Source organism: Paenibacillus sp. SRL342, assembly GCF_984798905.1.
Genome location: NZ_OZ481790.1, coordinates 25039 through 50293, shown reverse-complemented (window position 1 = coordinate 50293; position 25255 = coordinate 25039). Strand labels below are relative to the sequence as shown.

Sequence of the window (25255 nt, the reverse complement as noted above, 5' to 3'; positions counted from 1 at the left end):
CTTCCCCATCACAATCAGCCGGATCTACTTCTTTGTACCTTTAAAATGCAAAAACTCCCGTATGCCCAAGACAGGGCACCAGGAGTTGGTCTGCGGTCTATTGTTCCATTTGCTTGCCAAGGAAACCAGCAGCCGTCTCAGACATCTTCACTTCCATTTGAGACATCTTAACTGATTCGTCCTTATTGAACAAAATAACCGTTCCGATGGGGTCACCACCTGAAATAATCGGCGCAATAACAAAAGAGGATAACGTCTCGTCATGATCTTTGCTAAGCTCATAAGAACCATTGTTTGTTTCCAAAATGGTCTTTCTGTTTTCCATACAACCTTCCAACAGTTGACCCACCTGTTTGTCCAAATATTCTTTCTTGGAGCCTCCTGCCACCGTGATAATAGTATCACGGTCCGAAATCATCGTTACATGTCCTGTACTTTCATACAGGGATTCTGCATATTCTTTGGCAAAATCACCAAGTTCACCAATTGGCGAATATTTTTTAAGGATAACTTCTCCATCACGATCCACGAAAATTTCCAGTGGATCACCTTCACGAATACGTAACGTACGGCGGATTTCTTTTGGAATGACCACACGACCAAGGTCATCTATACGGCGGACAATACCAGTAGCTTTCATTTCACATGTTGCCCCACTTTCTCGAGAAGATTTTTCAACTACTGTTCCTTAATGGGTAGAGGAAAGTCCCAGAACGTTTAGTGTGATATCTTGACCATAGTATTCATCTGTTCCCATTTCCTTATACATGCTTCGGAGAATATAGTTGTGTAACTTTCGAAGAAGGCGACCATGTACCCATACGACTTGAATATATAAAAGAAGAAGCAAGAAGGAGGTCCTAAGTCCTCCCCTTGCTTCTCTGTATGGTTGTCCATATTTGCGTCATACAAAGCATTCATTCGGGCAAATTTAACCCCTGAACGTATGCTAACACAGCAATTTTACCAGCTTACTTGCTGCTTGTACCTTCATCTGTAGTTGCATCTTTGTCTGTTCCAGTCGTACCTTGGTCAGTCTTGGTATCCGTACCTGTGGAGTCATCCGTTTTTGGTTCGGTTGTTTTCTCTCCTTCAGTTCCTGTACCCGTAGTGCCTTCAGTTGTGCCTTCAGTCTTACCTTCTTCAGCTTTTTCTGTTTTTGGCAGTTTAACTTCTTTTACGATTTTGTCCAATTCATTTTGCATGAACGTATCGATTTCGGCTGCAGCCAATTGGCTCTTCAAACTTTCTTTTTGTTCAGCCGTCAATTTGGCAAAGTCAGCTTCTGTACGAGCTTCCACTTTCATGACGTGGTAACCGTACTCTGTCTCTACTGGATCACTGATTTTGTTCAGTGGCAATGTTTTTGCAGCTTCCTTAAATGCCTCTACCCAGCTGCCTACAGGTGTATTTTCATACAGTCCACCCTTTTCAGCAGAACCTGGATCTTCGGAATATTTTTTTGCAATTTCAGCAAAATCAGCTCCGCCATCCAACTTGGTTTTTACTTCTTTTGCAATTTTAAGTGCATCTTCTTTTTTACGTTCTTTTTGCGTTTTTGGATCTGTGAAGTTAATCAGCACGTGACGAACGGAAGCCGTAGTGAACTGATCTTTGTTTTTCTCAAACTCAGCCTTGATGGCATCTTCCGTAACGCCTGTTTCTTTGTCTTTGATTACCGTCATGATGCGAGTCATATAATCTTTAATGTTCTGGTCAGTCAGGTTCTGAGCTTTCAGCATCTCAGTCCATTGATCTGCCTGAACAGAAGCTTTCATTTTATCAAATTGCTCGGTTGCTGTTTTGGTACCTGCTGTTTTGGCTTCTTCACTTGCTTTGCCACTCAGATATTCATAAGCAACTTCCTGTTTCACCAGATACTCTTTGAAATCATCCATATCCATCATTTGTGCATACTCCGGATAAAGGAATTTCATGACACGTTGCTCCATGTCGAATTCATTGGCTGTAATGGTACCACCATCATACGTAGCGACTACAGCACTTGTATCCGTCGATTCAGGTGCTTTTGCTTCTTCCTTCTTGCCACATGCAGCAAGCAGTGATAAGGATAGTACTGCGACCATGCTCACAGACAGTACTTTTCCTACTTTTTTATACTTTGGTAACATCCTTTAGTTCCCCCTTTGATTTAAAAGCAGTTTTCATGGACTCCAGAATTTTCTCTACCAGCTCCATCAGTTGCTTATCCCCAAGCCCCTTGCCTTTAGCGTGAATCAGCATATGGGGTCCTTGTTCAAATTGTACACGTCTTTCGAACTGATTTCCAATGTGCGCGATTTTCGAGAGTTCAAAGGCATGTTCACGCCCTTCATAGAACTTCACGGTAATGTCCTCACCACGTTGGGAAATCGACTCAATACCGTAGATCTTGCCGTATACTTTCATCCGTGCAACAGCCAGCAGGTTGATAACGGCCTCCGGAAGATCACCGAATCGGTCAACCAATTCGTCTTCCAACTCCATCGCATCGTCGAAGGATGCAATGACCGCCACTTTTTTGTAGATCTCAATCTTCTGAATGCTGTCGTAGATATAATCGGACGGCAAGTAGGCATCGATACTGAGATCCAGAGTTGTGTTCCACTGGTCTGAAAGTACCGGCTCTTCGCCAAGCATCGTAACTTTGCGTTTGTTGATCTCCTCTGCGAGCATCTGGGAATACAGATCAAACCCGACGGAAGCGATGAAACCATGCTGCTCCGCTCCTAGCAGATTTCCCGCACCACGAATCGACAAGTCACGCATGGCGATTTTGAATCCTGAACCCAGTTCGGTAAATTCTTTGATTGATTGCAGACGTTTCTCAGCAACTTCAGTAAGGACTTTATCCCGTTGGTACGTAAAATAGGCATACGCAATACGATTGGAACGACCCACACGTCCGCGCAGCTGATACAGCTGGGAGAGTCCCATTTTATCCGCATCATGTACGATCAGTGTATTTACGTTCGGAATATCTACCCCGGTCTCGATGATACTTGTGCTCACAAGCACGTCATATTCACCATCCAGGAAGTCGAGAATCGTTTTCTCCAGCTCTGTTTCCGACATCTGACCATGTCCCACACCAACTTTGGCCTCAGGCACAAGTTCAGAAATTTCGGCAGCCATCTCCTGGATTCCCTGAACACGGTTGTAGAGGTAATACACTTGCCCACCACGGGCAAGTTCACGCTCAATCGCTTCGCGGACAAGCGCCTGGCTGTGTTCAACCACATAGGTCTGTACCGGGAACCGATTCTCTGGCGGAGTCTCGATAACGGACAGATCACGCACACCCAGCATGGACATATGAAGCGTACGCGGAATCGGCGTTGCCGTCAGCGTCAGCACGTCCACATTGGTTTTCAGCTTCTTCAGTTTTTCCTTATGAGTTACTCCGAAGCGCTGTTCTTCATCAACAATGAGTAGTCCCAGATCCTTGAACACCAGATCCTGCGACAGCAATCGATGCGTCCCGATGACAATATCCACTGTGCCTGCCTTGATGCCTTTGGCTGTTTCATTCTGCTCTTTACGGGAGCGGAACCGGCTAAGCACATGAATGTTGAACGGATAACCGGAGAAGCGCTCACGGAATGTCTCAAAATGCTGCTGTGCCAAAATGGTTGTTGGAACAAGTACAGCCACTTGTTTACCTTCAATAGCTGCCTTAAATGCAGCTCGAATAGCGACCTCAGTTTTGCCGTAACCAACATCCCCACACAATAAACGATCCATTGGACGGTTTTGTTCCATGTCCTTCTTGATTTCTTCAATCGCACGTACCTGATCACGCGTCTCATCGTAAGGGAACATGTCCTCAAACTCCTGCTGCTCCGCGGAATCCTTGTCGAATCCAAAACCTTTGGAGGTCTGACGCTCTGCATACAGCTTAATCAGATCATCAGCAATATCCTGTACGGATGTGCGGACTTTATTTTTAACCCGTGTCCACTCATTGCCGCCCAGCTTATATATTTTCGGTTCTTTCTCTTCGGAACCAACATATTTCTGAATCAGATCGATCTGCTCAATAGGTACAGACAGTTTGTCTCCACCCGCATAGAGAATATGCATGTAGTCCTTATGAATACCGCCAACCTCGAGCGTGCCGATCCCAAGGTACTTACCAATCCCGTGGTTCTGATGAACGACATAATCGCCCACTTTTAGCTCGCTATAGGATTTGATCCGTTCAGCATTATCTACATTCCGAATCGGTTTGCGTACTTTACGCTGTTTTTGCGAGAACATCTCGCCCTCGGTCACAACAGCCAAATGAATGGACGGCATTTCAAATCCCGTTTGCAAATTACCGATCATCATCTCTGGCTCTGGAATATCATAGTCCATCAGTACCCGGCGCATCCGCTCGAGTCGCTCTTCACCGTTCGCCAGCATGAGCACTTTGACTCCGGCCTTCTGCCAACGCTCCATCTCTGCCTTAAGTACGTTCATCTGTCCATGGAAATCCTGCATGCCACGACTGATGAAGTTCAGAATGTTTTGTGGTTGAGTGTGTGGAACTTGGCGCAAAAAGATCGACATAAACAGCGTCTGGAATGGACGCTCATACAAGAGTTCATCACCGTCTGCGGATAATGGAAGATCCGGAAGTGTTTTTCCGTTTTGCATCAAATGCAGGTTCCACTCCGATTCATCACGGTCCAGTTGTTTCGATGTCTCCGATAGTCTGGCAGGCTCATCTAGTACCAGCAGGGTATCTTCCGGCATATAGTCGTAGATCGTTTTGTTCTCCGGATAGAGCGGAGAAATATATTTGTACATTTCGGAGAAATACACGTGTTCCCGCAAAAGCTCGATCTCCCGGTGAATTTCTTCACGAAGACGCAGCTTCGCCTGCCGGTCCGTCATTTTCTCCAGCTGTTGCTCCAGCAAAAGAGCAGCCGCATCGGCAGCCTTTTCCATACGTTCACGATCTGCAATTAACTCCTTGCATGGTAAAACCGTAATTTCTTCAATCCGTTCAATCGAACGTTGATCTGCTGGATCAAATGTCCGAATGGAGTCGATCTCATCATCAAATAACTCCACCCGATATGCGATCGATGAAGTAACCGGATAGAAGTCGATGATACCTCCGCGTACACTCATCTCACCACGAGATTCCACGCGTTCCACACGCTCATATCCGAGCTTTACCATCTCCAGCAGGAAGGAGTCCAGTTGAAGTGTGTTGCCTTGTTTAATCAAAATTCGAGCATTGGCCATCACTTCCGGAAGCGGAACATAACGTCTTACCCCGGAAAAAGGAATAACAACAACGCCCCTGAATCCCTGGGCGCAGCGGACCAACACATCAATGCGCTGACCCAATGTTTCCGAGCTGGAAACAGCAGCTTCAGCAGCGACAAGTTCGTTGGCAGGATAGATCAACACCTGATCAGGTGAAAGCGCTTCCTGTAAATCTTCTGCAATTTTTTGAGCTGAAAACATATTATGTGTTACTACGAGCAATGGTCGGTTCATTTCCTGATGCAGAGCAGCCAGCATAATCTGACGCGCCGAGCCGGATAGACCCGAAACCAATTGTTCCTTCATGCCGGACTTGATTCCGGCTGTAATGGACCCGAAGTCCGGATCTTTGGAAAAAGCCTGTATAAGTGCTTGTAACAAAAGGGGCACCTCTCTTATAACTTACTTGATTATCTCACGCATACGCGTAGCATCACTATTAAAATGGATACAAATTCCTTTTTGTCCTGTTTCATCATATCGGATTACTCGCAACATTGCCACATCTGTTGATGCGGCTGAGCCTGATTTCGAGATAGCTATGGCTTTCATGCCAACTGAAAAGAAGCCTCAGCAGGCTGCCAAGGCTATAAAAGGTGGAGCGTTATTACGCAACCACCCTCAACTGTCATTCGATCCTGTGCAGGCGATGTCTACTGAAGCGGACTCGCGAGCAGGCTAAGCTCCGGATTATGCTCCAGGGCTTCCTTACAGTAATCACATGTAATCCGAACGGTAATGTCACCACCGGAATTATACGCTATTATATCCCTCCGCTCGTCGGGGGTCAAGAAATGAAAGCCGAGCTCTACTTCCGTTATCTGGGCAGAATCGATTCGTCCAATAAAGGTACGGCAATGCCTACATACGTAATTCACTGACATGTTTATGCCTCCTGAACATGGTTTATACATCCAGTATGTCCAGTATGGCTGAATCGAACCCGTCTTTTATGATTATTTTACCAAGTATGTCTACAAAATTAACCGTTAAACTTCGCCATTGTTTGTTCGAACGTATGAGTCAAGCTATGCTCCAAGGCATCACACGTTTGCTCAATGGTCTGATCCAGGGCTTCTTTTTCTTTCTTCATGAATGTTGACAGTACATAATCAACAATGGCATGTCCTGGTTCGGGCCGGGATATTCCCATGCGTACCCGGTTAAACTGCTGTGTACCGGTATGCTGAATAATGGACTTGATTCCATTATGTCCGCCTGCACTACCTTGATAACGCAATCTGACTTTGCCAATCTCTGTATCCATGTCGTCATACACAACAATCAGATCTTCAAGACTAACTTTATAAAAATCCATATAGGCTCGAACCGATTCACCAGACAAGTTCATATAGGTCATTGGTTTGATCAGTACGGTTTTCACACCGCCAATATTGCCTTCTCCAATCAGCGCCTTACATTTATTCTGTGTAATGGAGATATTATGACGATTAGCCAACCGATCCAATGCCATAAAACCGATATTATGACGAGTTTTGGCATAGTTCGAGCCTGGATTTCCAAGTCCAACAATCCACTTCATCTTGTTCCCTCCTTCGGATTAGCCTGAGGTGAGGCATAGACTTCGAATGTTATATTTCATATAATATCAAGAAAGTAAAGATCGATTTACTGTAGTGTTCACAGTTAATATTTTATCGACCCAGGAAGGTGAGCGGGTTTTGCGCGAAGACAATGGACAACTGACTCAACATAGCGATTTTATCTATCATCTCGAATATCACGTACCTGTACAGGTATACGACCGCGACACCCATATTGAGATTGGTCTAATCACACGTTTCGATAATCAATTCGTCGAAATTGCTGACACGCTTTTTCATCGGCGTCGTTTCCGATTTATCTCCCGCCCCGGGTATTAACCATATAAGATGAACGAACCATTTTACACTGGATTACTGCGCGTGCAGAAACATCTTCCGAAGCAGCTTTCTTTCAGAAAGCTTTTAACTTCACTTCTTCAGATCTTTTCTGCCCTCTCCATTATTGTGTAAATTAGTAGTTCAAATTATATGGACTGACCAGCGTCTGTTTCACTTTTAATAAAACGGCACGCCGACAGGGGTTACATTTTCCATTGAACCGGAAAACGTAACCCCTCTACTACTTTATGCAGACATCCTTATTCAATTTCAAACAGCTTGCTGATTGATAATTCCTCATGAACCCGGATAATCGCTTCTCCGAGCAAAGGCGCTACAGACAACACTTTGAGTTTGCTTGTCGGATTAGCATGCGTAATTGGAATGGTATCCGTTACGATGACTTCCTTCAACGGTGCATTCTCCAAACGTTCCATCGCAGGTCCGGACAATACCGGGTGAGTACAGCACGCGTATACTTCTTTTACGCCGCCTTCCATCAGAGCATTCGCTCCCAGTACAATCGTTCCCGCCGTGTCAATAATGTCATCGATCAGGATGGCTGTTTTACCCTCGATGTTACCGATAATGTTCATCACTTCGCTCACATTTGGCTCAGGACGACGTTTATCGATAATCGCCAGGGGCGCATTCAGGAAATCAGCCAGTTTACGTGCGCGCACTACGCCACCGTGATCAGGCGACACAACAACTGGATTTTCGATCTGTTTCGACCGGAAATATTGAGCCAGAATTGGCACGCCGAGCAAATGGTCAACCGGAATGTCGAAGAATCCCTGGATCTGCATTGCATGCAAGTCCATCGCGATGACACGGGTTGCACCCGCTTTTTCAATAAGGTTGGCAACCAGTTTCGCTGTAATCGGGTCACGCGAACGTGCCTTGCGATCCTGTCTTGCATAGCCATAGTAAGGAATAACGACGTTAATCGTCTTGGCAGATGCCCGTTTGAGTGCATCAATCATAACGAGCATTTCCATCAGGTTATCATTAACCGGCAAGCAAGTGGACTGCACGATATAAACGTGACAACCCCGAACACTCTCGGAGAGTTTCACTTGAATCTCGCCATCACTAAAGCTGGTTGTGTGAGATTCACCCATAGGGATCCCGATATAATCAGCAATTTGATGGGCAAGCTTGGGGTTAGAATTGCAAGTAAATATTTTTAATTTCGAATCAAAATAAGTCATAAAATAAAAACCCTCCGTGCTGGTTCATTGGAATCAATAAGCGTCTGCGACATGTCGGCACCTCCCCGATTTTCGGGAGGCAATCTTGTTATCAAAACCCCTTATTGGGGTTTGGCATTTTGTTTCTTGGCTTTGGCACGTCCGCGAATCTTCTCCGCATAACCAGGTTTATTCTCCTGACGTGGACGAGCAATGGCCAGATCATTCTCGGGAACGGAATGGGTAACGGTGGAGCCAGCAACCACATAAGCGCCTTTTCCTACCGTAATCGGTGCAATCAGATTGACGTTGCTGCCTACAAAAGCATCATCTTCAATCGTTGTCACAGCTTTATTATAACCATCATAATTGACAGTTATTGCCCCGCATCCAACATTTACGTTTTTCCCTACTTTGGCATCTCCAATATAGCTGAGATGAGATACTTTGGAACCTTCATCAATTGTAGCATTTTTCACTTCAACAAAGTCACCAATTTTTACGTTGCGACCCAGTTTAGTCCCTGGACGCAAATTAGCAAATGGACCAACCGTTGCATCAGAACCAACCTCGGCATTGGATACTACCGAATGTTTAATCGTAACTCCGTCCTGAATAACGCTGTCTTCCACATCTGCCTGAGGACCAATATGACATGCTTCACCAATGGAAGTTGTGCCTTTGAGAATCGTCCCCGGATACAAAACTGTATCTGATCCAATCGTAACATCCGCTCCGATATATGTCGATGACGGATCAATGATCGTAACACCGTTCAACATATGACGTGCGGCAAGACGTTCACGCATGAAGGCTTCGGCTTGCGAAAGTGCGAGTCGGTCATTAACCCCGATAGATTCTGCGATGTCATCCGACATGTAAGCTTCAACTACTTCTCCATCATTGCGGAAAATGCCAACTACGTCTGTGAGATAATACTCTCCCTGAGCGTTCTGGTTCGTCACTTTCTCCAGGGCAGCGAACAATTTTGCATTATCGAAACAGTATGTGCCCGTGTTAATCTCATTCACAGCATCTTCCTGCTCCGTGCAATCCTTCTGTTCCACAATCCGTTGTACAGATCCATCTTCTCCGCGAATAACGCGGCCATAACCTTTGGGATTGTCCAACTGAGCCGTAAGAACTGTCGCTGCTGCTCCGCTACTCTCATGGAGCTTCATCAGACCTTCCAACGTCTCACTGGTTACAAGCGGTGTATCTCCACAGACCACAATTGTAGAGCCTGTTTCGCCGCCAAGCAAAGATTTAACCTGCTTCACTGCATGACCTGTACCCAGTTGTTCTGCCTGGAGTGCATACTCTGCTCTGGAACCCAAAAATGACTGCACCGCTTCGGCACCATGACCGACTACAACTACACTGCGTTCAACGCCTGCGCTGAGTGCTGCATCCAGCACATGTCCAACCATAGGTTTACCGCATACGGGATGCAGTACTTTGTACAATTTTGATTTCATTCGTTTCCCTTGCCCTGCGGCAAGAACGATTGCCATTCGTTTCAAAATTAACGACCTCCTGTTCTGAAAATCCCATTGAAATGCATTGCTGATCCATATCCAATGAGTATCGTTCAGCCGGCTTCAAGCCGGTCCTGTTCATCGCCTGCTGTCTCTGTAATCACACGTAACAACGCGGACACCAACGAATCGTGACCTATATGTATACGCCGTGTACCTGCGAGCTTAACCGAATCCCAATGATTCCTAAGATGCCGCCCTGCCACCAAGCGCACGATGCGCTTTTTGTTCTCTGCTAATAAACTCAATACTGAATATATCTTATTCCGGTCAAAAAGAAAAGAGAGCCATAAGACATGGCTCTCTTTTCCTTCGAACCCCAATAATGTTCTCAGGCACCTTCTTCAATGACTTCTTCCTCAGTTGCTGCACGATCGTATTCAGTCAAAACTGCTGCCTGAATCTTCTCACGCGTACCGGAAGAGATCGGGTGGGCGATATCACGGAACTCTCCATCAGGAGTACGCTTGCTCGGCATAGCAACAAACATTCCGTTGTTACCATCAATGACACGAATGTCATGAACGACGAATTCGTTATCGATGGTAATGGATGCGATAGCCTTCATTCTCCCCTCCGAGTTAACACGGCGGAGTCTGACATCCGTAATTTGCATGTGTGTGTTCACCACCTTTTTCCATCAGAACTTGGTGTATAATTCCACACAGCATATACGAACTCCTTCTTTTTATAACCACAAAAATTTCCTAATTTCAGGAATTTTTTTATTTAATACACAATTCGACAACGTTAGTGCCAGGTCGATGGAAAAGACCTTTTAACGACATAACATTCGTCATCTTTCTACAGGTCAAAATAGTTGCCCGGCTTGACGGAAATCTGTCTGCTCTTGGCATCAACCGCTGTCAGTTTCGCCAGAGATACGTAATCTGTTAGCAGGCGTTCTTCTGAATCTACAGAACCAGATTCAACCAGTACCCCTACCCCGGCTACCGTAGCATTAAACTCGGCCAAAAGATCGATCATTCCTTGCACCGTACCCCCAGCCTTCATGAAGTCATCCACAATAAGTACTCTGGAGTGCTCACGCATCGCCCTGCGAGACAGGGACATGGTGTGCAGACTTTTATGGGACCCCGATACATAATTGATACTTACGGCCGATCCTTCTGTAGCCTGATGGTCCCTGCGTACGAGCACAACAGGCAGGTTGAGCTGGGCTCCGGTCGCATAAGCCAGTGGAATTCCCTTGGTTTCTACCGTCATAACCACATCAATATTCATGTTGCCAAAGGCCGTTGCAAAGATCTTGCCGGCTTCATTCATCAATGCGGGCTGTCCGAGCAGATCAGACATGTACAGGTATTCTCCAGGCAAGATCCGATCAGGCTGCGCGAGCTGGGTCGAGAGTCGCTCTGCAAAAGCCAATGCCAGCTCTCGGGACACCTTCGGAATCCATCTAACTCCCCCGGCTGCTCCAGCCAGTGTATTCAGTTCTCCTGACCCACCTTCTTCGAACACTTCCTTGATAATCGCCAAATCTTCACTAATCGAAGACTTCGCGGCTCCATAGCGTTCGGCAAATGTGGTGAGCGGAATAACCGTATGCGGTCTGGACAATAAGTATTGCGTCATTTCAACCAGCCTTGCGCTTCGTTTTAACTTCTTCACAGAGATCCATCCTCACGATCACGGAAACATCTAAATCCGAATAATTATTTAAAAATATACCACCTTTATACGTGTTTGTACATTATAAAAGCGAATTTTACGTCAACATACGTACAGCGTACACTTCTTTGCAGAAGCCGCGCAGACCATTGTATATCCGGGCAACCTTGGATTCTTTCGACACCAAACCAAATACCGTTGGACCACTGCCTGACATCAGCACACCGTCTGCACCCAGACGAATCATGGCATCCTTCAGATGCTGAACTTCCGGATACAGCTTCAACGTTACATCTTCAAGCACATTGCCCATCTGGTTACATACATCCGTAAATGATTGGTCACGAATAGCCTGCTCCATTTTCTTCGCACTCGGATGCCGAACAATCTTGTCACTACGAAACCGTCCGTATACATCGGCTGTAGACACATTAATAGGAGGCTTGGCCAGAATAACCCAGCATTGCGGCGGATTAGGCATGGGCGTCAATTTCTCACCACGTCCTGTAGCGAGCGCTGTCCCTCCTGTGATACAGAATGGAACATCCGAACCAAGTTCAGCTCCAAGCTCCTGTAGTTCGTGATCCGGTATATTGAGCCGCCAGAGACGGTTCAATCCGCGCAGAGTTGCTGCTGCATCACTGCTACCGCCTGCAAGTCCAGCTGCAACTGGAATCTTTTTGTCCAGATGAATATGAACTCCCGTGCGCACGTTATAGCGTTCCTTAATAAGCCGAGCTGCCTGGAAAGCCAAATTTTTCTCATCCAGCGGGATATACCCCGCCTGACTGGAGATGAAAATAGTATCTCGCGGCAGCTCCGACATTTCCAGCCGATCAGCCAGATCGACCATGGTCATGATCATTTCAACTTCATGGAACCCATCGCTTCTTTTATGTAAAACGTCCAGCATCAAATTAATTTTAGCAGGCGCTTTTTCGTAAATTTTCAAGGCGTTCACCCGTCCTCACCTTTTCCCTAAGACAACTTAACATATTATATCAAAATGGGGCTGTCAAGTCATTTCTATTCCGCATCTAAGGGGAAAAAGCGGGGTAGTTCCTGATGGATTTCCCCCGCTTTTCTGTCAGCTTGAACCAGATTAAGATTTGCGGGCAGCCTGCTCAGCGAGTTGAATGGCTCTTTTCACCATGTTTCCTGCATCCTTGGCTTTGATTCCACCCCAACCTTCCTGTTGGACCGTATCGTAGAAGCCCAGGTCTTTCGCAAGTTCATTCTTCAGATCCTCTGACATGACACTTCTTCTTCTGCGACTCATGAAACCATCCTCCTCCAAAGTATCCTTCATAATGTGATGAGTTCGTTCACGTTTTGGACATCTTGCCATCAGGCCAAATTCAGTTTCCCTGCATTGCTTCAGAAACTGACTCTTTACCTGTCCATATAGTATGCCGCGACCGTTCCTTGCTCATTCCTGAGTATGTATGGGTTACGTTAGAGGGCGAATTGATTTTAAAAAAACAAAAAAGCGATCCGCCTTGTGGGGCGAATCGCCTGTAAATCGATACTTACGTCTCCATATAGGAGCTATGCGTCTGGCTGCCCGGGTCATAAACCATGACTTCCACCGACTCCGTAAGTATATCCGCATAACTATAAGAAACTCGCTTGAAGGTTTCTTGCTCCTCATCAAGCTTAACAATAAAAACAGAAGGGTACGTTTCTTCCAATACACCCGTACGCTCAATGGTCTTACGGCGGCCACCATTAGCCCGCAACATAATTTTCTGACCAATATGTGCATCGAGATTGCGTTTGATATCCAACAGCGTGTTTTTAGCCATTGTCGACGACCACCTCTTTTCTTGTCCATTATACCGGTTTTTACAGTCATTGTCAAATCAAAACTAATTATTATATCAGCATCAAAAAGTTGTTGTCAATGAATTTTTTTGCAAACAAAAAAAGCCCCAAATTGGGACTTTAAATGGCCTACATCAGACTGCCGAGGGGTTCACTTTTAACGTAGATAAATCATTCAGTCCAGGCAGACCTACTCGATAACTCCCCCGTGTCTCGACACCACCCACACCCTGGCTGCCACTGATGGTATTGTGCAGAACATCACTCATGTTGACCGTATCCCGCACAGAGGTAAAGGAGGCCTTGGCTGCCACATAGACCGGATCAAGTGCATGAATGAGAATTCTCCCTGGAGAACTGGCAAAGTTCGCTCCAGCGCGCAGCAGTGCCTCAAAATGGGACTGACAGGCCCCTGCCACAATAGTCAGTGCATCCAGATGGCGTTCATATTGTCGGGCCACCTGAATGGCCGACACAAAATTTTGCGAGTTCTTGTAGCTACCAAGACTATATAAGTCATAGGGCTGACGTGTCTTTAGGACCCCATCATGACCCGTAATGACTACGATATCCGGACGTACTTTGGGTAATAAACGGTATAGGGTATCTGCCATTGCCGATTCATGGACATATTGTCCCTCTGCGGGCACACGAAGTTGCTCATAGAGATCCATACTTTTTTTCAAATAGTTCGGATCTCCATCCAGATGAAGCACCTTTCCAGGCATTTCAAAATAAGCCGGTTCCTGCTGAGCAGACCAATCCTGTACCAGACCTTCCCGATTCCGCTCAGCCTGTTCCATACGATTCTGCTGCAGACGGGACAGGGTCTGATGTGCTTTAATATGCGCCTGTCTGGTCTTGGCGCTTTGTGGTTCGTAGGGAACCTGTATCAAATCGTCCACCGGGGAATCGGCAATCAGCCGGAACTCAGTCCCTTTAATGACCGCAGCATCCAACTGGAGGCCTTCCACCCGAAAAGTCACATCGCCGCCGTATGACTTCCGAACGACCAAGTCTCCGATATTCATCAACGTAATCACCTCTACCCCATCGTATGGGCAGAGACCCGGTTTGGTTCATTCAAATTTTACAGTGCTGCACGTACCCCTGCTTCCCACATTACGGTGCTGAGTGTGGCATACTCTTGCAGACTCAACGTCTCTCCACGTCGGGACGGTTGAATACCTGCCTGCTCCAGCAGAATGTCTGCCTGTTCCCGGTTCTCCTTTGTGAAGAAACGTGCCTTCAAGTTGTTTGAGATTGTTTTTCTCCGTTGGGCAAAAGAAGCCTGTACCACTTCGAAGTAGTGTGCTTCATCCGGAATCTCCACTGGTGGTTTCTCACGCACTTTCAGCTTAATGACAGCTGATTCCACATTAGGTTGCGGAATGAAGACTGTAGGCGGCACAATACACACAAGCTCCGGCATACTGTAGTACTGAACTGCGATGCTCAGACTGCCGTAGTCTTTTGATCCTGGTGCAGCAGCCATGCGTTCAGCCACTTCTTTTTGGATCATGACAACAATACTGTCTACCGGCAGCTTCTCTTCCAACAGTTTCATCATAATTGGAGTCGTTACATAATAAGGCAGGTTAGCCACGACACTGACTTTGTCCACGGATGCAAAATCCGTATTAAACAACTCAGCCAGATCAAGCTTCAACACATCCCCATGATGAACACGTACATTCGAATAAGGCTGCATCACTTCTCCCAGGATTGGGATCAAGCGCTGATCAATCTCTACGGCTGTGACAGGACCTGCTACCCGAGCCAGTCGCTCCGTAAGGGCTCCAATACCCGGCCCGATCTCTAACGCGCCCTTGGACTCGTCCAAATCGGCTGCATTAACAATTTTGTTCAGTATATTTTGATCGATCAGAAAGTTCTGACCCAGACTTTTCTTGAATGAGAATCCGTGTCTTTGAATAATCTCTTTGGTTCGCTTGGGCGTTGCAATTTCTATCGTCTCTTCCATATCCTTCATATGCTCACATTCCTTCACGTTCAATTTGCGCTAATGCTGTAGAGAACTCTTCCCGTGTAATCTGAAATACACTGAGACGTTTGTGGAACTGCTTACCGTTACAATAACCGATGCCCAGCAGATTGCCCATCTCCATGCGACGTGCAGCAGCCTGCGGATGCACGATAAGTCCTGCCGCGATCAGGTCCTCCCAATCGATCAGGCTCGGAGCACCTTCGTATGAAGTATGTACGCGCGCCAGAGCATGACGGATCGCTTCAGGTGAGGCATTCTCCACCCCAATGTCCCCTTTACGCGTTGCATCGGCTTCCGGAATGAAGGCATGTTTGCAGCCAGGCACCTTATTCGCAATAATTTTACGAATGCGTTCGCCAGCATGATCCGGATCTGTCAGTACAATGACTCCCCGTCTCTCCTGAGCAAGCGCAATCCGCTTCAGAATGCGTTGGTTGATTGCTGATCCACCTGTTTCTATTGTATCGGCTTCAACGGCCCGACGGATAGCTACCGTATCGTCACGGCCTTCCACCACAATGACTTCTTTTATCATGTTCCATTTCTTCCTTTCTAACGCAAAAAGAAGAGGAATATCCTCTTCTCTGCCAAACGGCGGGGGAGACTGAATTCAGACTCCTCCGCCGCATATTCCGCATGAATCATTCATGCAACTATTTTATAGCATTCCCATTTCAAAGTAAAACGATTTTAGTTCGCTTCCGGCTTCACCGGACCGATCACGTAGACCGTCTTGCCTTTCTTACGTCCAAAATTCAGGGCATGCTTCACACTGTCATAATATACATCAATTTTGTTGCCTTTAATGGCACCGCCTGTATCTTCCGCACGACGGAATCCCAGACCTTCGATATATACCCACCAGCCAATTGGAATGACTTTGGGATCAACCGCAATGGTGCGACCTTCCGTTACACGAGTACCGGAAGCTGTTTTAGTACCAATGCCAGGCTCTTCGGAAGAGTAGGCAGTCATGGATACATTTTTAAGTACTTTGGAGTATTTAAAAGAAGTCCCGGATACAGTAATCACTTTGCTGCCCGAGGCAGATGTTTTCTTCGAGTTCGTTGTTGTAGCCTTTTTGGTTGTTGAAGTTTGAGCCGATACAGTCTGAATCTCAGGTTCTTTCACGACCGGTTTTGCTTTGGTGCCGACAGCGATCACTTTATCTACACGATTATTCGCGACAGATTTGCCGACCATTTTTTTGGAGACCAATTCTCCATCCTGAAATACCTTTTCGATATGCTGTACAAGTGTGCCTTCTTTGCCGTTTACAACGACACGGTTATCCCCTTTGTACAAGCTAGGGTCAGCCGTTTTAATAACTTTGTAAGCGATCGGTTGCTCTACTTCCACTGTACGCTTTGTTACGCGCACTACACGGATCTTCATCTCCGCTTTGATCGCAGTTCCGAGCGCCGGATACACTTTATCATTACTTTCAACTTGAATACCTGATTTTTGAATTGCATCTTCCACCGATGAATCGGTTGTATACAGAGTCTTGGTGTCTCCGTCTGCCGTAATGTTAACTGGAACGGCCCGCTCAATAACGATTCGGTCTCCATCTGTAATCGCCCCATTCATGGACATGGATACCTTATCGTGAGGGCTGACTGTGATCGACTGCTCCTCCAGCATTTCCTGAAGCATTCCTGTACGAGTCTCTACCACCTGAGCTTTGCCATCAATAACCAGCGAAATTTGTTTCCCGGCCTGACCGTAAACGACTAACAAGATCATGATTGTAAGCGCAATTGAGAAAATCGCGATCAATGCCATTTGACGCATGTTCTCATGCTTCCACCGCAACGCGAAAGACTTACTGGATGATCGTGACTCATGGGTCTCTTCTGGTTGGAATGTGCCCACTTCTCCGTCCTCCTTCATAGCCTCGCCGTCTAAAGTAATGCATGATGTCTTTGACGTGACTATACCAAATTTTCTACAGAACACAGATTGGACCAACATAATCCGGTTCTGCACCATGAATCAATCTTCGCAACATGATGTCATCCTCCTGAATACCTACCGTATGATGACAATATTTCTTTTATTCAAAAACAAAAAAGCCAAAGAAAGAGTGTAAGAGGAACTCTTTCGTGGCTTCCGAATGATTTTGAATATCGGAAATTCATGCACGAGGTTACCTCTCTTTTTCCGCTTGCGAGGTTAGCTGTCGGGTTCGGGCGAAAGAGAGCCGCCCTATCTTGGGTCACCCGCTCATGGCGGACGCCCTTGAATTCACCCCGAGACCCAAAGAAGAAATCAAATACGGCTTCGCAGTTCCCTTCGCTGCTTTTGGGTCAGCGAACGTTGCGCATCGGCCAAATACACCGATGTTTAAGCCCTATTGGTTCCCCCGCTCTCCGTTAACGGAGACTCAGCGAGACTGATTCATGAAAGTAATGTTGTTTCATCGGAAAGTGTCCCTTTGTTCATCCCCCGAACATCTGTCCAATTTTCCGCACAACAATTCACTGAAAAGATGATATCCTGTTTTGATGCATGTTGTAAAGCGTTGATCAAGTACGTTTTTCTGAATATTTGGTTAAAATATTGTAATATTCTTGATTTATTTGGATCAAAGGGCAAATTAACTCCGCTTACCTGCCTTTTTCACCTCATTTACTCGTTTTTTTAACGAATTCCAAATCGTTCCATGGCATTTTTGGTTGTTATTGCAGCAATTTCCTCCACCGAAATGCCTTTAATTTCCGCAGCTGCCTCTGCAACCAGACGTACATGCGCTGTCTCATTTCGCTTCCCACGATAAGGGTGAGGTGTCAAATATGGAGCATCTGTTTCAATGAAAAACCGGTCCATAGGAACCTTCTCCAGCACCTCTTTGGGCTGCTTTGCATTTTTGAATGTGATTGGTCCTCCGAAGGAGAGATGGAAGCCCATATCGAGACAACTTTTTGCTGTTTCCCAGCTGCCCGAGAACGAGTGCATCACACCACCAACCTCACCCGCTTTCTCTTCACGCAAAATTCTTATGATATCCTCATGTGCATCCCGATTATGGATGACAATCGGCATCTTCACTTCACGCGCCAAAGCAATTTGTTGTCGTAATACGCGATGCTGTATTTCCTTTGGTGAAGTGTCCCAGTGATAATCCAATCCAATCTCACCAATCGCAACCACTTTTTCATGCTTGCATAAAGATGCAATCCACTCCAAATCGCCCTCCTGCATTGTGATCGCATCTACGGGATGCCACCCTACAGCTGCATATATAAAATCATATGTTTCAGCGAGTTTCATTGTGGTTGGAATCGTCTCCCGGTTAAAGCCAATGTTGATCATGCGACCAACTCCTGCATCCACAGCACGCTGAATCATGTCCTCGCGGTCCTCGTCGAATTGTGGTGCATCCAGATGTGTATGTGTGTCGAACAGCATCATGTCTGTATCTCCCTTCATGTCGAAATAACGACTATCTTCTTTTGTAAATTTAATTTGTAAATTCCAATAATTTAATGACTCGTACATAAAACATTTTGGGTAATCTGTGTATTACATCATCACGTTTGTTTCTTCACAACTACAATATATAGAAGAGATACGGATATTCTGATCTATATATTGCTAATTGCGCTCATTTTGCCTGCTTGCATTTACAAAATTATGTCGATCTACATATACTCCCCATTAAAGCAGATTACTGTATCATGAAAAATAGCTCTTTTAGAAAGTGTTTTGATATCAAAATTCTTCATCGGATTATACCCACACGATTACAAGAAATAGGGGCGTATATGTGACGGTAATTCGTGAATAATCGCATCCACCTTGTTTTGCGGGTAATACAAATGATGTTTCCCTCGGTGAAGCCCACTGATGGAACGGACAATGTCAGATACTTCTGACAACTCACGTAAATTGTCCTGTCGATCCAGAAGAAGAATCTGCTTATCTGTGGATTCATCCGGACGAAACACATCATACGGATTATCCGAAGGAAAATCAATTTCAAGATCATATTCGGGATCGAGGCCAGCCTGTACAAAAGCTTCCCGAATCTCTTCCATCATTGTCAAGTCGACCTGTTCAAGCTCTACATACTTATATAACTTGCGATCCATAAAACGTTCGCATAACTCACTCAGAACAGTATCGTCCTCCTTGCGCCACTGCGTAAATGCCGTCTGAATTAATGCTTCATCCAACTGCAAATATTCATCTACGGATAATTCCCCTTCAAATAGTTGAGGGAGTGGATCAATCATGAAGCGGAATTGAAAACCATGTTGTATGAGTGTTTTCGCTCGCTTGAATATTTGCCGCAATATAATTTCAGAACTACGAGTTACCGGATGGAAGTAAATCTGCCAATACATCTGATACCGAGACATTAGGTAATCCTCCACAGCATGCATGCCTGACTCCTTGACTACAATCCGCCCATGATAAGGACGCAGCATCCGAAGGATACGATCAAGGTCAATCGTGCCGTAATTTACACCTGTAAAATAGGCATCCCTGAGCAAATAATCCATTCGGTCTGCATCAAGCGGACTGGTCACCAAGTTCACAACAATCGGCTTTTCATACGTTTTTTGAATGACAGATGCTACTTTCTCAGGAAAATCAGGAGCATACCGTCTTAAGATCGCCCCTACTTCGGTATCACCTGTAATGATGCGACAAGTCCAATCTTCGTGATTCATGTCAAAAGCTTCCTCGATGGAGTGAGAGAATGGCCCATGCCCGAGATCATGAAGCAGAGCTGCACACAGAGCTACAATCTTTTCTTCCTTCGGCCAATCCGAATAATGACTTCTTTCAAATTGAGAGATGATCTTGCGTGTGATCTCATAAACACCTAGTGAATGTGAGAACCGACTATGCTCTGCTCCGTGAAAGGTAAGGTAAGAAGTACCCAGCTGACGAATCCGGCGTAAACGCTGAAATTCCGGGGTGTTAATTAACTGCCATATAACCGGATCTTGCACGTGGATATAATTATGTACCGGATCTTTGAATACTTTCTCTTCCGTTAAACGTTGTTCCATGTCGACTCACTCCTTTAATTTCTTTTATATTAACGCTTTGAGCTCTACGATTCACCTAGGATTCGACACGACATGACGAACTTTGTCGAATGAAGTAGTTTTGTCGTTTTCCAAATCGACAAAGCTGACATTGAGGTTTAAATGCGAAAAACAGCTTCCAATCCCTTACCACCCGTAACCTTGTGAAAAACAGCCTTAATTTTAAGCTAATTTTAAGGTTGACTGATTTGGGAATCGTTGGTATGATGAGTATCATAAAACATAAAATAATGTCGAATAATGACAATGATAGTTAGCTGAGAGGAGCACTGATTATAATGATGAAATCAACAGGTATTGTAAGAAAAGTGGACGAACTGGGACGGGTAGTTATTCCAATTGAATTGCGCCGTACGCTCGGTATTGGTGAAAAAGATGCTCTGGAAATCTACGTTGACGGCGAGCGCATCATGTTGAAAAAATACGAGCCTGCTTGTATCTTCTGTGGTAATGCAGAGAACGTTACTTACTTCAAAGGTAAAATTGTTTGTAACGAATGTATTTCCGAAATCCCTGCACCTGTAGCAAAATAAAAAATACAGGTATACTGGACTTATCTAAATTGTTATTTCTAACCTTTTTAATATTCCTTAATGACCTTCCCGGTGTGAACCCCACCGAGGAAGGTATTTTTTTGCCTTGTTATGGGTTCCATTATCCAAAATAATTCTGTCACACGAGAACCGGAAGAAACGATGAAATTTTTTTGAGTCACTCTGCTCTTTTTAATATTCCACTAAGGTTGGTTATAAGCTTCTTTTCAGGTTATGTTCCCCACAACAGAAGATATTTGGTTAGATTACTGCTCAATTAATGCATTATATACATCACGCTTCGTCAGACCGCGATCAGTAGCCGTTTTTTTCATTGCATCTTTGCGGTTATGTCCTTCATCCTCATAATGGCTGACATGATCCGCGAGTGACATGAGCTGCCACCATGCTTCGCGCTCAGCCTTACGCTCCTCTTCCTTAATGCCTTCTACCAGCAAACAGTACTCGCCAAGAGGCGGATGTTCTTCAAGCCAGTCTATACATTCCTTCACGGTGCCCCTTGCGAATTCCTCATGACGCTTGGTTAGTTCACGAGCCAGGACAATCGAACGATCACCCAGAATCTCTTCGAGGTGGACTAATGTTTTCCGAATACGGTGAGGCGATTCATAGAATAACAAAGTCCCGTTGGATTCGTCAAAAGCCTCCAGCACTTTTCGCATGTCCTTTTTCTCCCGCGGCAAAAAACCGCCGAATGTAAAACGCTCCGTCGGTAATCCGGACACGATCAGAGCAGACAACGCAGCGTTGGGTCCAGGGATGGGAATGACCGTTATTCCGGCCTCCAGTGCAAGCTGTACAAGGTCAGAACCAGGGTCCGAAATGGCTGGCAAACCGGCATCACTGACGAGTGCCAAATTTTTTCCTTCTATTATATAGCGTATCAGTTCAGGTCCACTCGCCCCCTTATTATGCTCATGATAACTAAACAGCATCGAAGGTGTAATTTCAAAATGCGTAAGCAGCTTTCGGGTCTGGCGTGTATCTTCTGCTGCAATGATGTCGCAACTCTGCAATGTCTTGATCGCCCGGAAGGTCATGTCCTCCAGATTACCAATGGGTGTTCCAACCAGATATAGCTTGCCTGATCCTTCAGGCTGCTCCGCATAGCTTTTTTGAATATGCAAAGTCATCTAAAGCCCTCCTTTCGTAGTACGCTCAGCATGTTGCTGACCATAGTAAATATCCATAATCTCTTCGCAGTATGTCCCCTCTTCATTGTAGACAATGAGTGGAGGAAGCATCCTAACTTCGGGTTTACCATCTTTCATTCCTTCAATTAATACCATGTTGGCTTCCAAATGAGCACGGGGATGCACCATCCGAATCCGTTTGGGTTCCAGCTTATATTCGCGCATGAGCGAGATAATCTCTGCAAGGCGTTGTGGACGATGAACCATCGATACTTTTCCGCCATTACGAACAAGTCGACTGCAAGCCTGAATTACTTCTTCCAGCGTACATCCGATCTCATGACGTGCCATGGCCTGATGTGTGTTCATTTTAAGATCACTGCCATTCAAAGGCATGTATGGAGGATTAACCGTTATTGCATCGTATACAGCATGTCCTGTTTCTTTCACCAATTCTCGCAAATCACCTTCACGAATCATAATCGACTCGTCCAGTTCATTCAATTGCACACTTCGACGCGCCATATCAGCCAAACGTGGCTGAATCTCGACCCCTTCCAGATTGGCCTGCGTACGCGTTGTAAGCAAAATGGGAACCACCCCGTTACCCGTACACAAATCAAGTACACGCCCCCGTTTAGGTACGGAAGCAAATCGGGCTAATAATACGGCATCCATCGAAAAACTAAACACTTCATCACTTTGAATGATTCTCAGATCATGAGAGAGCAGATCATCAATCCGCTCTGACTCATGTAACACAACTTCATTTGCTTTCATATGTTACGCTCATCCTCCGGTACTCTGTATCTCATGTTCGTTTAGTTTAGGTTTATAACCTTGAAAAAAAACCGTAGGGGATCCCTACGGTCACTTCATTTATTCAAAAAAGACAGGCAGAACAGACAATCGCCTTCCGTCCGCAAATGTCCATAATAGACGTTGCAGATATGGAAGCCTTCGTGATACAACCGAGCCAGATTATCATACCCTTCACCCACAACATCCTCGCCTGTAGCCGGACCTGCTGGCCTCGCTACAGGAGCGAGTGCTGAGGAGATTGGCAGATCTGCCGGAGCCTCACGTTTGAGCAGTTTGCGTAACTGCTCATTCTCGATGGTAAGCCGCTGATTATCCTCAAGCAGCTCCTTCACAATCATTTTTAACTCTCCTAAATCACCGTGCAACTGACCCAGTTGGGTTTCCATTTCATGAATGTGCGTAAACAGATTTTTCTTTTCCAAGTTTCCACCCCGAAGCAACCTTTATGGTTTACTTGATAACGACGTCATCCAGCGGAAGTTCTTTGACTTTACTGATGTCGAACAGTTGAACATGGACTGTGCGGCTACCGGCATTAATTCCGACAACTTTTCCTTCACCCAATGAGGTGACGACCAATTTGCCTACAGCTGGCAGTTCTTCTCTCACACTTTCATAGTTATCATGCTCAAATTTCAGACAGCACATGAGTCTTCCGCACAACCCTGAAATTTTCGTCGGATTCAGTGACAGGCTCTGATCTTTAGCCATCTTGATTGATACCGGCTCAAAGTCTCCCAGCCAGGAAGAACAACACAACACACGGCCGCAAGGTCCGATTCCGCCAAGCATCTTCGCTTCATCACGTACACCAATCTGTCTCAGCTCGATTCGTGTCCGGAATATGCTTGCCAGATCCTTGACCAGCTCCCGGAAATCAACTCTTCCTTCAGCTGTAAAATAAAATATAATTTTATTGCGATCAAACGTAAATTCCACATCGACCAGCTTCATTTTGAGGCCATGGTCTTTGATTTTATTTAAACAAGTACCGAATGCTTCTTTGGCTGCACGCTTGTTCTCATCAACCACACGAGCATCTGTCTCGCCCGCAACGCGGATGACTTTCTTCAGCGGCAACACCACATCGGACTCGCCCACTTCCTTCTTACCTACGACAACCTTACCGTACTCAACCCCCCGCGCTGTCTCCACGATAACGCAGTTTTCTTTCTCAATGGGAAGGTCCAGGGGATCGAAGTAATAAATTTTGCCCGCTTTTTTGAAACGGACACCCACTACACTGTACAAAAAATTAACCCCCTTGTAAGCCAACCCCACTTCGTCTGAAGCCCTGTCTTCTTAGGGAACCGGCCGAAGTTATAACCGTTTGCATATGATTGGAGCTAACTCTGCCCTCTCCCAGTCTTATGCCAAACCGATCAAAAATTGCTCCAGACAAAGCTGGCCATTGACGTTGAAACGCAATTTTTTTCTGCATCCTGCGGCCATATCCATATAGGAGACCCACTGCTCTGTGCTGCGGGTATGTGCCAACTGAGATAACATGTCTAACTGATCTATAAAAACGATATGTTCATGCCTATCGTACTGAACATACAGCATGTCCCTAAACCATAGATGGAACAAACTAAGCAACATGTCCAGATGTTCAGAGAGTCCGGTTTTAAAAAGCTTCTGCTGTGCAGAGATCAATGATGTGCTTCCTCTACCCAGGGACTCCTTCCCTAATTGTAACATTACGTTTCTAATTTCTGCAAACCAATTCTGCTGGAGAATTTCTCTACATGCTTCCAATCCTGACGCTAAATGGACGGCAGAGCGGGCCAGATTGGCAGGGTGCCCTTCCTCGATCAGAGATTGCAGCATATCTTCCGGATTCAGTGCACTGAACGGCACCAATTGGGAGCGTGAGCGGATCGTTGGCAACATGGCCTGTCCATTATCCGTAATCAGGATGCCGACTGCTGGTACCTGCGGTTCCTCCAGAAATTTGAGCAAACTGTTTGCTGCCTGCACCGTCATTTTCTCGGCTTGTTCTATAATATATACTTTGGGATGACCTGCCTCTGATCGGTATGAAAAGATACGCTGCAGATCCCGTATTTGATCTATTTTAATGTTGTTTCCATCTGGCGCAAGCATGGTTAGATCCGGATGGTTACCATGATCCACCTTACGACATTCAAGACACTGCCCACAAGCGTCATCTTCAAGCTCTGTACAGAATATTGCCTTGGCAAAGGTAATTGCCGTCTTCCGTTGCCCGCTACCAGCTGGACCGCTAAACAAATACGCATGGCTTATTGCATGACGTCTTAAACTGCTTTGTAACATTTGCTTGGCCGCTTGTTGACCCATAATCTGTTGAAAGGACATACT

The 25255-nt window shown here is 45.7% G+C and carries 26 protein-coding genes and 1 riboswitch; of the genes, 2 read left to right on the top strand and 24 right to left on the bottom strand.

The annotated features are described in order from the left end of the window. Positions 1 to 97: 97 nt before the first annotated feature. The 5 genes from spoVT to pth form a co-directional block, all read right to left on the bottom strand. Entirely contained in the window at positions 98 to 640 is a 543-nt protein-coding gene (spoVT, locus tag AC4E8D_RS00235) for a stage V sporulation protein T (RefSeq protein ID WP_036606123.1), read from the bottom strand. Positions 641 to 971: 331 nt separating this feature from the next. Next, positions 972 to 2132, bottom strand: coding sequence for a peptidylprolyl isomerase (locus tag AC4E8D_RS00230; protein WP_221825827.1), 1161 nt, complete (start codon positions 2130 to 2132; stop codon positions 972 to 974). Further along, positions 2116 to 5643 carry a transcription-repair coupling factor gene (mfd, locus tag AC4E8D_RS00225; protein WP_490205707.1) on the bottom strand — a complete coding sequence of 1176 codons (3528 nt, stop codon included), beginning with the start codon at positions 5641 to 5643 and terminating at the stop codon, positions 2116 to 2118. Before mfd ends, AC4E8D_RS00230 begins: the two co-directional genes overlap by 17 nt. A gap of 272 nt (positions 5644 to 5915) precedes the next feature. Further along, positions 5916 to 6146 (bottom strand): anti-sigma-F factor Fin, encoded by a 231-nt coding sequence (gene fin / locus AC4E8D_RS00220; RefSeq protein ID WP_210110415.1) that lies wholly within the window; start codon positions 6144 to 6146, stop codon positions 5916 to 5918. 98 nt (positions 6147 to 6244) lie between these two features. Then, entirely contained in the window at positions 6245 to 6805 is a 561-nt protein-coding gene (gene pth / locus AC4E8D_RS00215) for an aminoacyl-tRNA hydrolase (protein WP_221825843.1), read from the bottom strand. A gap of 139 nt (positions 6806 to 6944) precedes the next feature. On the opposite strand from pth, the gene AC4E8D_RS00210 reads away from it, so the two are divergent. Next, positions 6945 to 7145: a hypothetical protein gene (locus tag AC4E8D_RS00210; RefSeq protein ID WP_024633712.1), complete on the top strand. Its 201-nt coding sequence runs from the start codon at positions 6945 to 6947 to the stop codon at positions 7143 to 7145. A gap of 260 nt (positions 7146 to 7405) precedes the next feature. On the opposite strand, the gene AC4E8D_RS00205 is transcribed toward AC4E8D_RS00210, so the two are convergent. From AC4E8D_RS00205 to AC4E8D_RS00140, 14 genes are all read right to left on the bottom strand, one after another. Continuing rightward, complete coding sequence (locus AC4E8D_RS00205; RefSeq protein WP_017691370.1) at positions 7406 to 8359, bottom strand: ribose-phosphate diphosphokinase; 954 nt, start codon at positions 8357 to 8359, stop codon at positions 7406 to 7408. A gap of 101 nt (positions 8360 to 8460) precedes the next feature. After that, positions 8461 to 9852, bottom strand: coding sequence for a bifunctional UDP-N-acetylglucosamine diphosphorylase/glucosamine-1-phosphate N-acetyltransferase GlmU (glmU, locus tag AC4E8D_RS00200; RefSeq protein ID WP_405132370.1), 1392 nt, complete (start codon positions 9850 to 9852; stop codon positions 8461 to 8463). Between the two features lie 77 nt (positions 9853 to 9929). Beyond that, entirely contained in the window at positions 9930 to 10124 is a 195-nt protein-coding gene (locus AC4E8D_RS00195) for a hypothetical protein (protein WP_124118801.1), read from the bottom strand. Between the two features lie 83 nt (positions 10125 to 10207). Next, positions 10208 to 10492, bottom strand: a complete 285-nt coding sequence (gene spoVG, locus AC4E8D_RS00190; RefSeq protein WP_017691372.1) for a septation regulator SpoVG — start codon at positions 10490 to 10492, stop codon at positions 10208 to 10210. A 188-nt stretch (positions 10493 to 10680) separates the two neighbouring features. Continuing rightward, complete coding sequence (gene purR, locus AC4E8D_RS00185; RefSeq protein ID WP_076216765.1) at positions 10681 to 11508, bottom strand: pur operon repressor; 828 nt, start codon at positions 11506 to 11508, stop codon at positions 10681 to 10683. 97 nt (positions 11509 to 11605) lie between these two features. Then, entirely contained in the window at positions 11606 to 12460 is an 855-nt protein-coding gene (gene ispE / locus AC4E8D_RS00180; protein ID WP_339180979.1) for a 4-(cytidine 5'-diphospho)-2-C-methyl-D-erythritol kinase, read from the bottom strand. A 150-nt stretch (positions 12461 to 12610) separates the two neighbouring features. Further along, positions 12611 to 12787, bottom strand: a complete 177-nt coding sequence (locus AC4E8D_RS00175; RefSeq protein ID WP_017691375.1) for a small, acid-soluble spore protein, alpha/beta type — start codon at positions 12785 to 12787, stop codon at positions 12611 to 12613. A gap of 250 nt (positions 12788 to 13037) precedes the next feature. Beyond that, positions 13038 to 13313 (bottom strand): biofilm formation stimulator Veg, encoded by a 276-nt coding sequence (veg, locus tag AC4E8D_RS00170; RefSeq protein ID WP_017691376.1) that lies wholly within the window; start codon positions 13311 to 13313, stop codon positions 13038 to 13040. Between the two features lie 153 nt (positions 13314 to 13466). After that, entirely contained in the window at positions 13467 to 14363 is an 897-nt protein-coding gene (yabG, locus tag AC4E8D_RS00165) for a sporulation peptidase YabG (protein WP_017691377.1), read from the bottom strand. 59 nt (positions 14364 to 14422) lie between these two features. Next, the gene (gene rsmA, locus AC4E8D_RS00160; RefSeq protein WP_307415471.1) at positions 14423 to 15325 is read right to left on the bottom strand and encodes a 16S rRNA (adenine(1518)-N(6)/adenine(1519)-N(6))-dimethyltransferase RsmA; all 903 of its coding nucleotides are present in this window, start codon (positions 15323 to 15325) and stop codon (positions 14423 to 14425) included. A gap of 4 nt (positions 15326 to 15329) precedes the next feature. Beyond that, positions 15330 to 15875: a ribonuclease M5 gene (gene rnmV / locus AC4E8D_RS00155; protein WP_076216767.1), complete on the bottom strand. Its 546-nt coding sequence runs from the start codon at positions 15873 to 15875 to the stop codon at positions 15330 to 15332. Between the two features lie 155 nt (positions 15876 to 16030). Then, a complete protein-coding gene (locus AC4E8D_RS00150) occupies positions 16031 to 17215 on the bottom strand; it encodes a resuscitation-promoting factor (RefSeq protein WP_339180974.1) in 1185 nt (394 codons plus the stop codon). A gap of 273 nt (positions 17216 to 17488) precedes the next feature. Beyond that, a riboswitch (cyclic di-AMP (ydaO/yuaA leader) is annotated at positions 17489 to 17742 on the bottom strand. A gap of 241 nt (positions 17743 to 17983) precedes the next feature. Continuing rightward, entirely contained in the window at positions 17984 to 18754 is a 771-nt protein-coding gene (locus tag AC4E8D_RS00145) for a TatD family hydrolase (protein ID WP_237178565.1), read from the bottom strand. A gap of 332 nt (positions 18755 to 19086) precedes the next feature. Continuing rightward, a complete protein-coding gene (locus AC4E8D_RS00140) occupies positions 19087 to 20364 on the bottom strand; it encodes an HD domain-containing protein (RefSeq protein ID WP_237178564.1) in 1278 nt (425 codons plus the stop codon). A 317-nt stretch (positions 20365 to 20681) separates the two neighbouring features. Here AC4E8D_RS00140 and AC4E8D_RS00135 point away from each other — a divergent pair, with 317 nt between their 5' ends. Beyond that, on the top strand, positions 20682 to 20936 hold the full coding sequence (locus AC4E8D_RS00135) for an AbrB/MazE/SpoVT family DNA-binding domain-containing protein (RefSeq protein ID WP_017691383.1): 255 nt from the start codon (positions 20682 to 20684) through the stop codon (positions 20934 to 20936). Positions 20937 to 21202: 266 nt separating this feature from the next. On the opposite strand, the gene rsmI is transcribed toward AC4E8D_RS00135, so the two are convergent. The 5 genes from rsmI to holB form a co-directional block, all read right to left on the bottom strand. Next, entirely contained in the window at positions 21203 to 22090 is an 888-nt protein-coding gene (rsmI, locus tag AC4E8D_RS00130) for a 16S rRNA (cytidine(1402)-2'-O)-methyltransferase (RefSeq protein ID WP_221825848.1), read from the bottom strand. After that, entirely contained in the window at positions 22091 to 22870 is a 780-nt protein-coding gene (locus tag AC4E8D_RS00125) for a tRNA1(Val) (adenine(37)-N6)-methyltransferase (RefSeq protein ID WP_221825857.1), read from the bottom strand. 95 nt (positions 22871 to 22965) lie between these two features. Further along, a complete protein-coding gene (gene yabA / locus AC4E8D_RS00120) occupies positions 22966 to 23334 on the bottom strand; it encodes a DNA replication initiation control protein YabA (protein WP_017691386.1) in 369 nt (122 codons plus the stop codon). Between the two features lie 28 nt (positions 23335 to 23362). After that, positions 23363 to 24163 (bottom strand): PSP1 domain-containing protein, encoded by an 801-nt coding sequence (locus AC4E8D_RS00115; protein ID WP_053778939.1) that lies wholly within the window; start codon positions 24161 to 24163, stop codon positions 23363 to 23365. A 117-nt stretch (positions 24164 to 24280) separates the two neighbouring features. Continuing rightward, positions 24281 to 25252 carry a DNA polymerase III subunit delta' gene (gene holB / locus AC4E8D_RS00110; RefSeq protein ID WP_221825859.1) on the bottom strand — a complete coding sequence of 324 codons (972 nt, stop codon included), beginning with the start codon at positions 25250 to 25252 and terminating at the stop codon, positions 24281 to 24283. Positions 25253 to 25255: the final 3 nt, after the last annotated feature.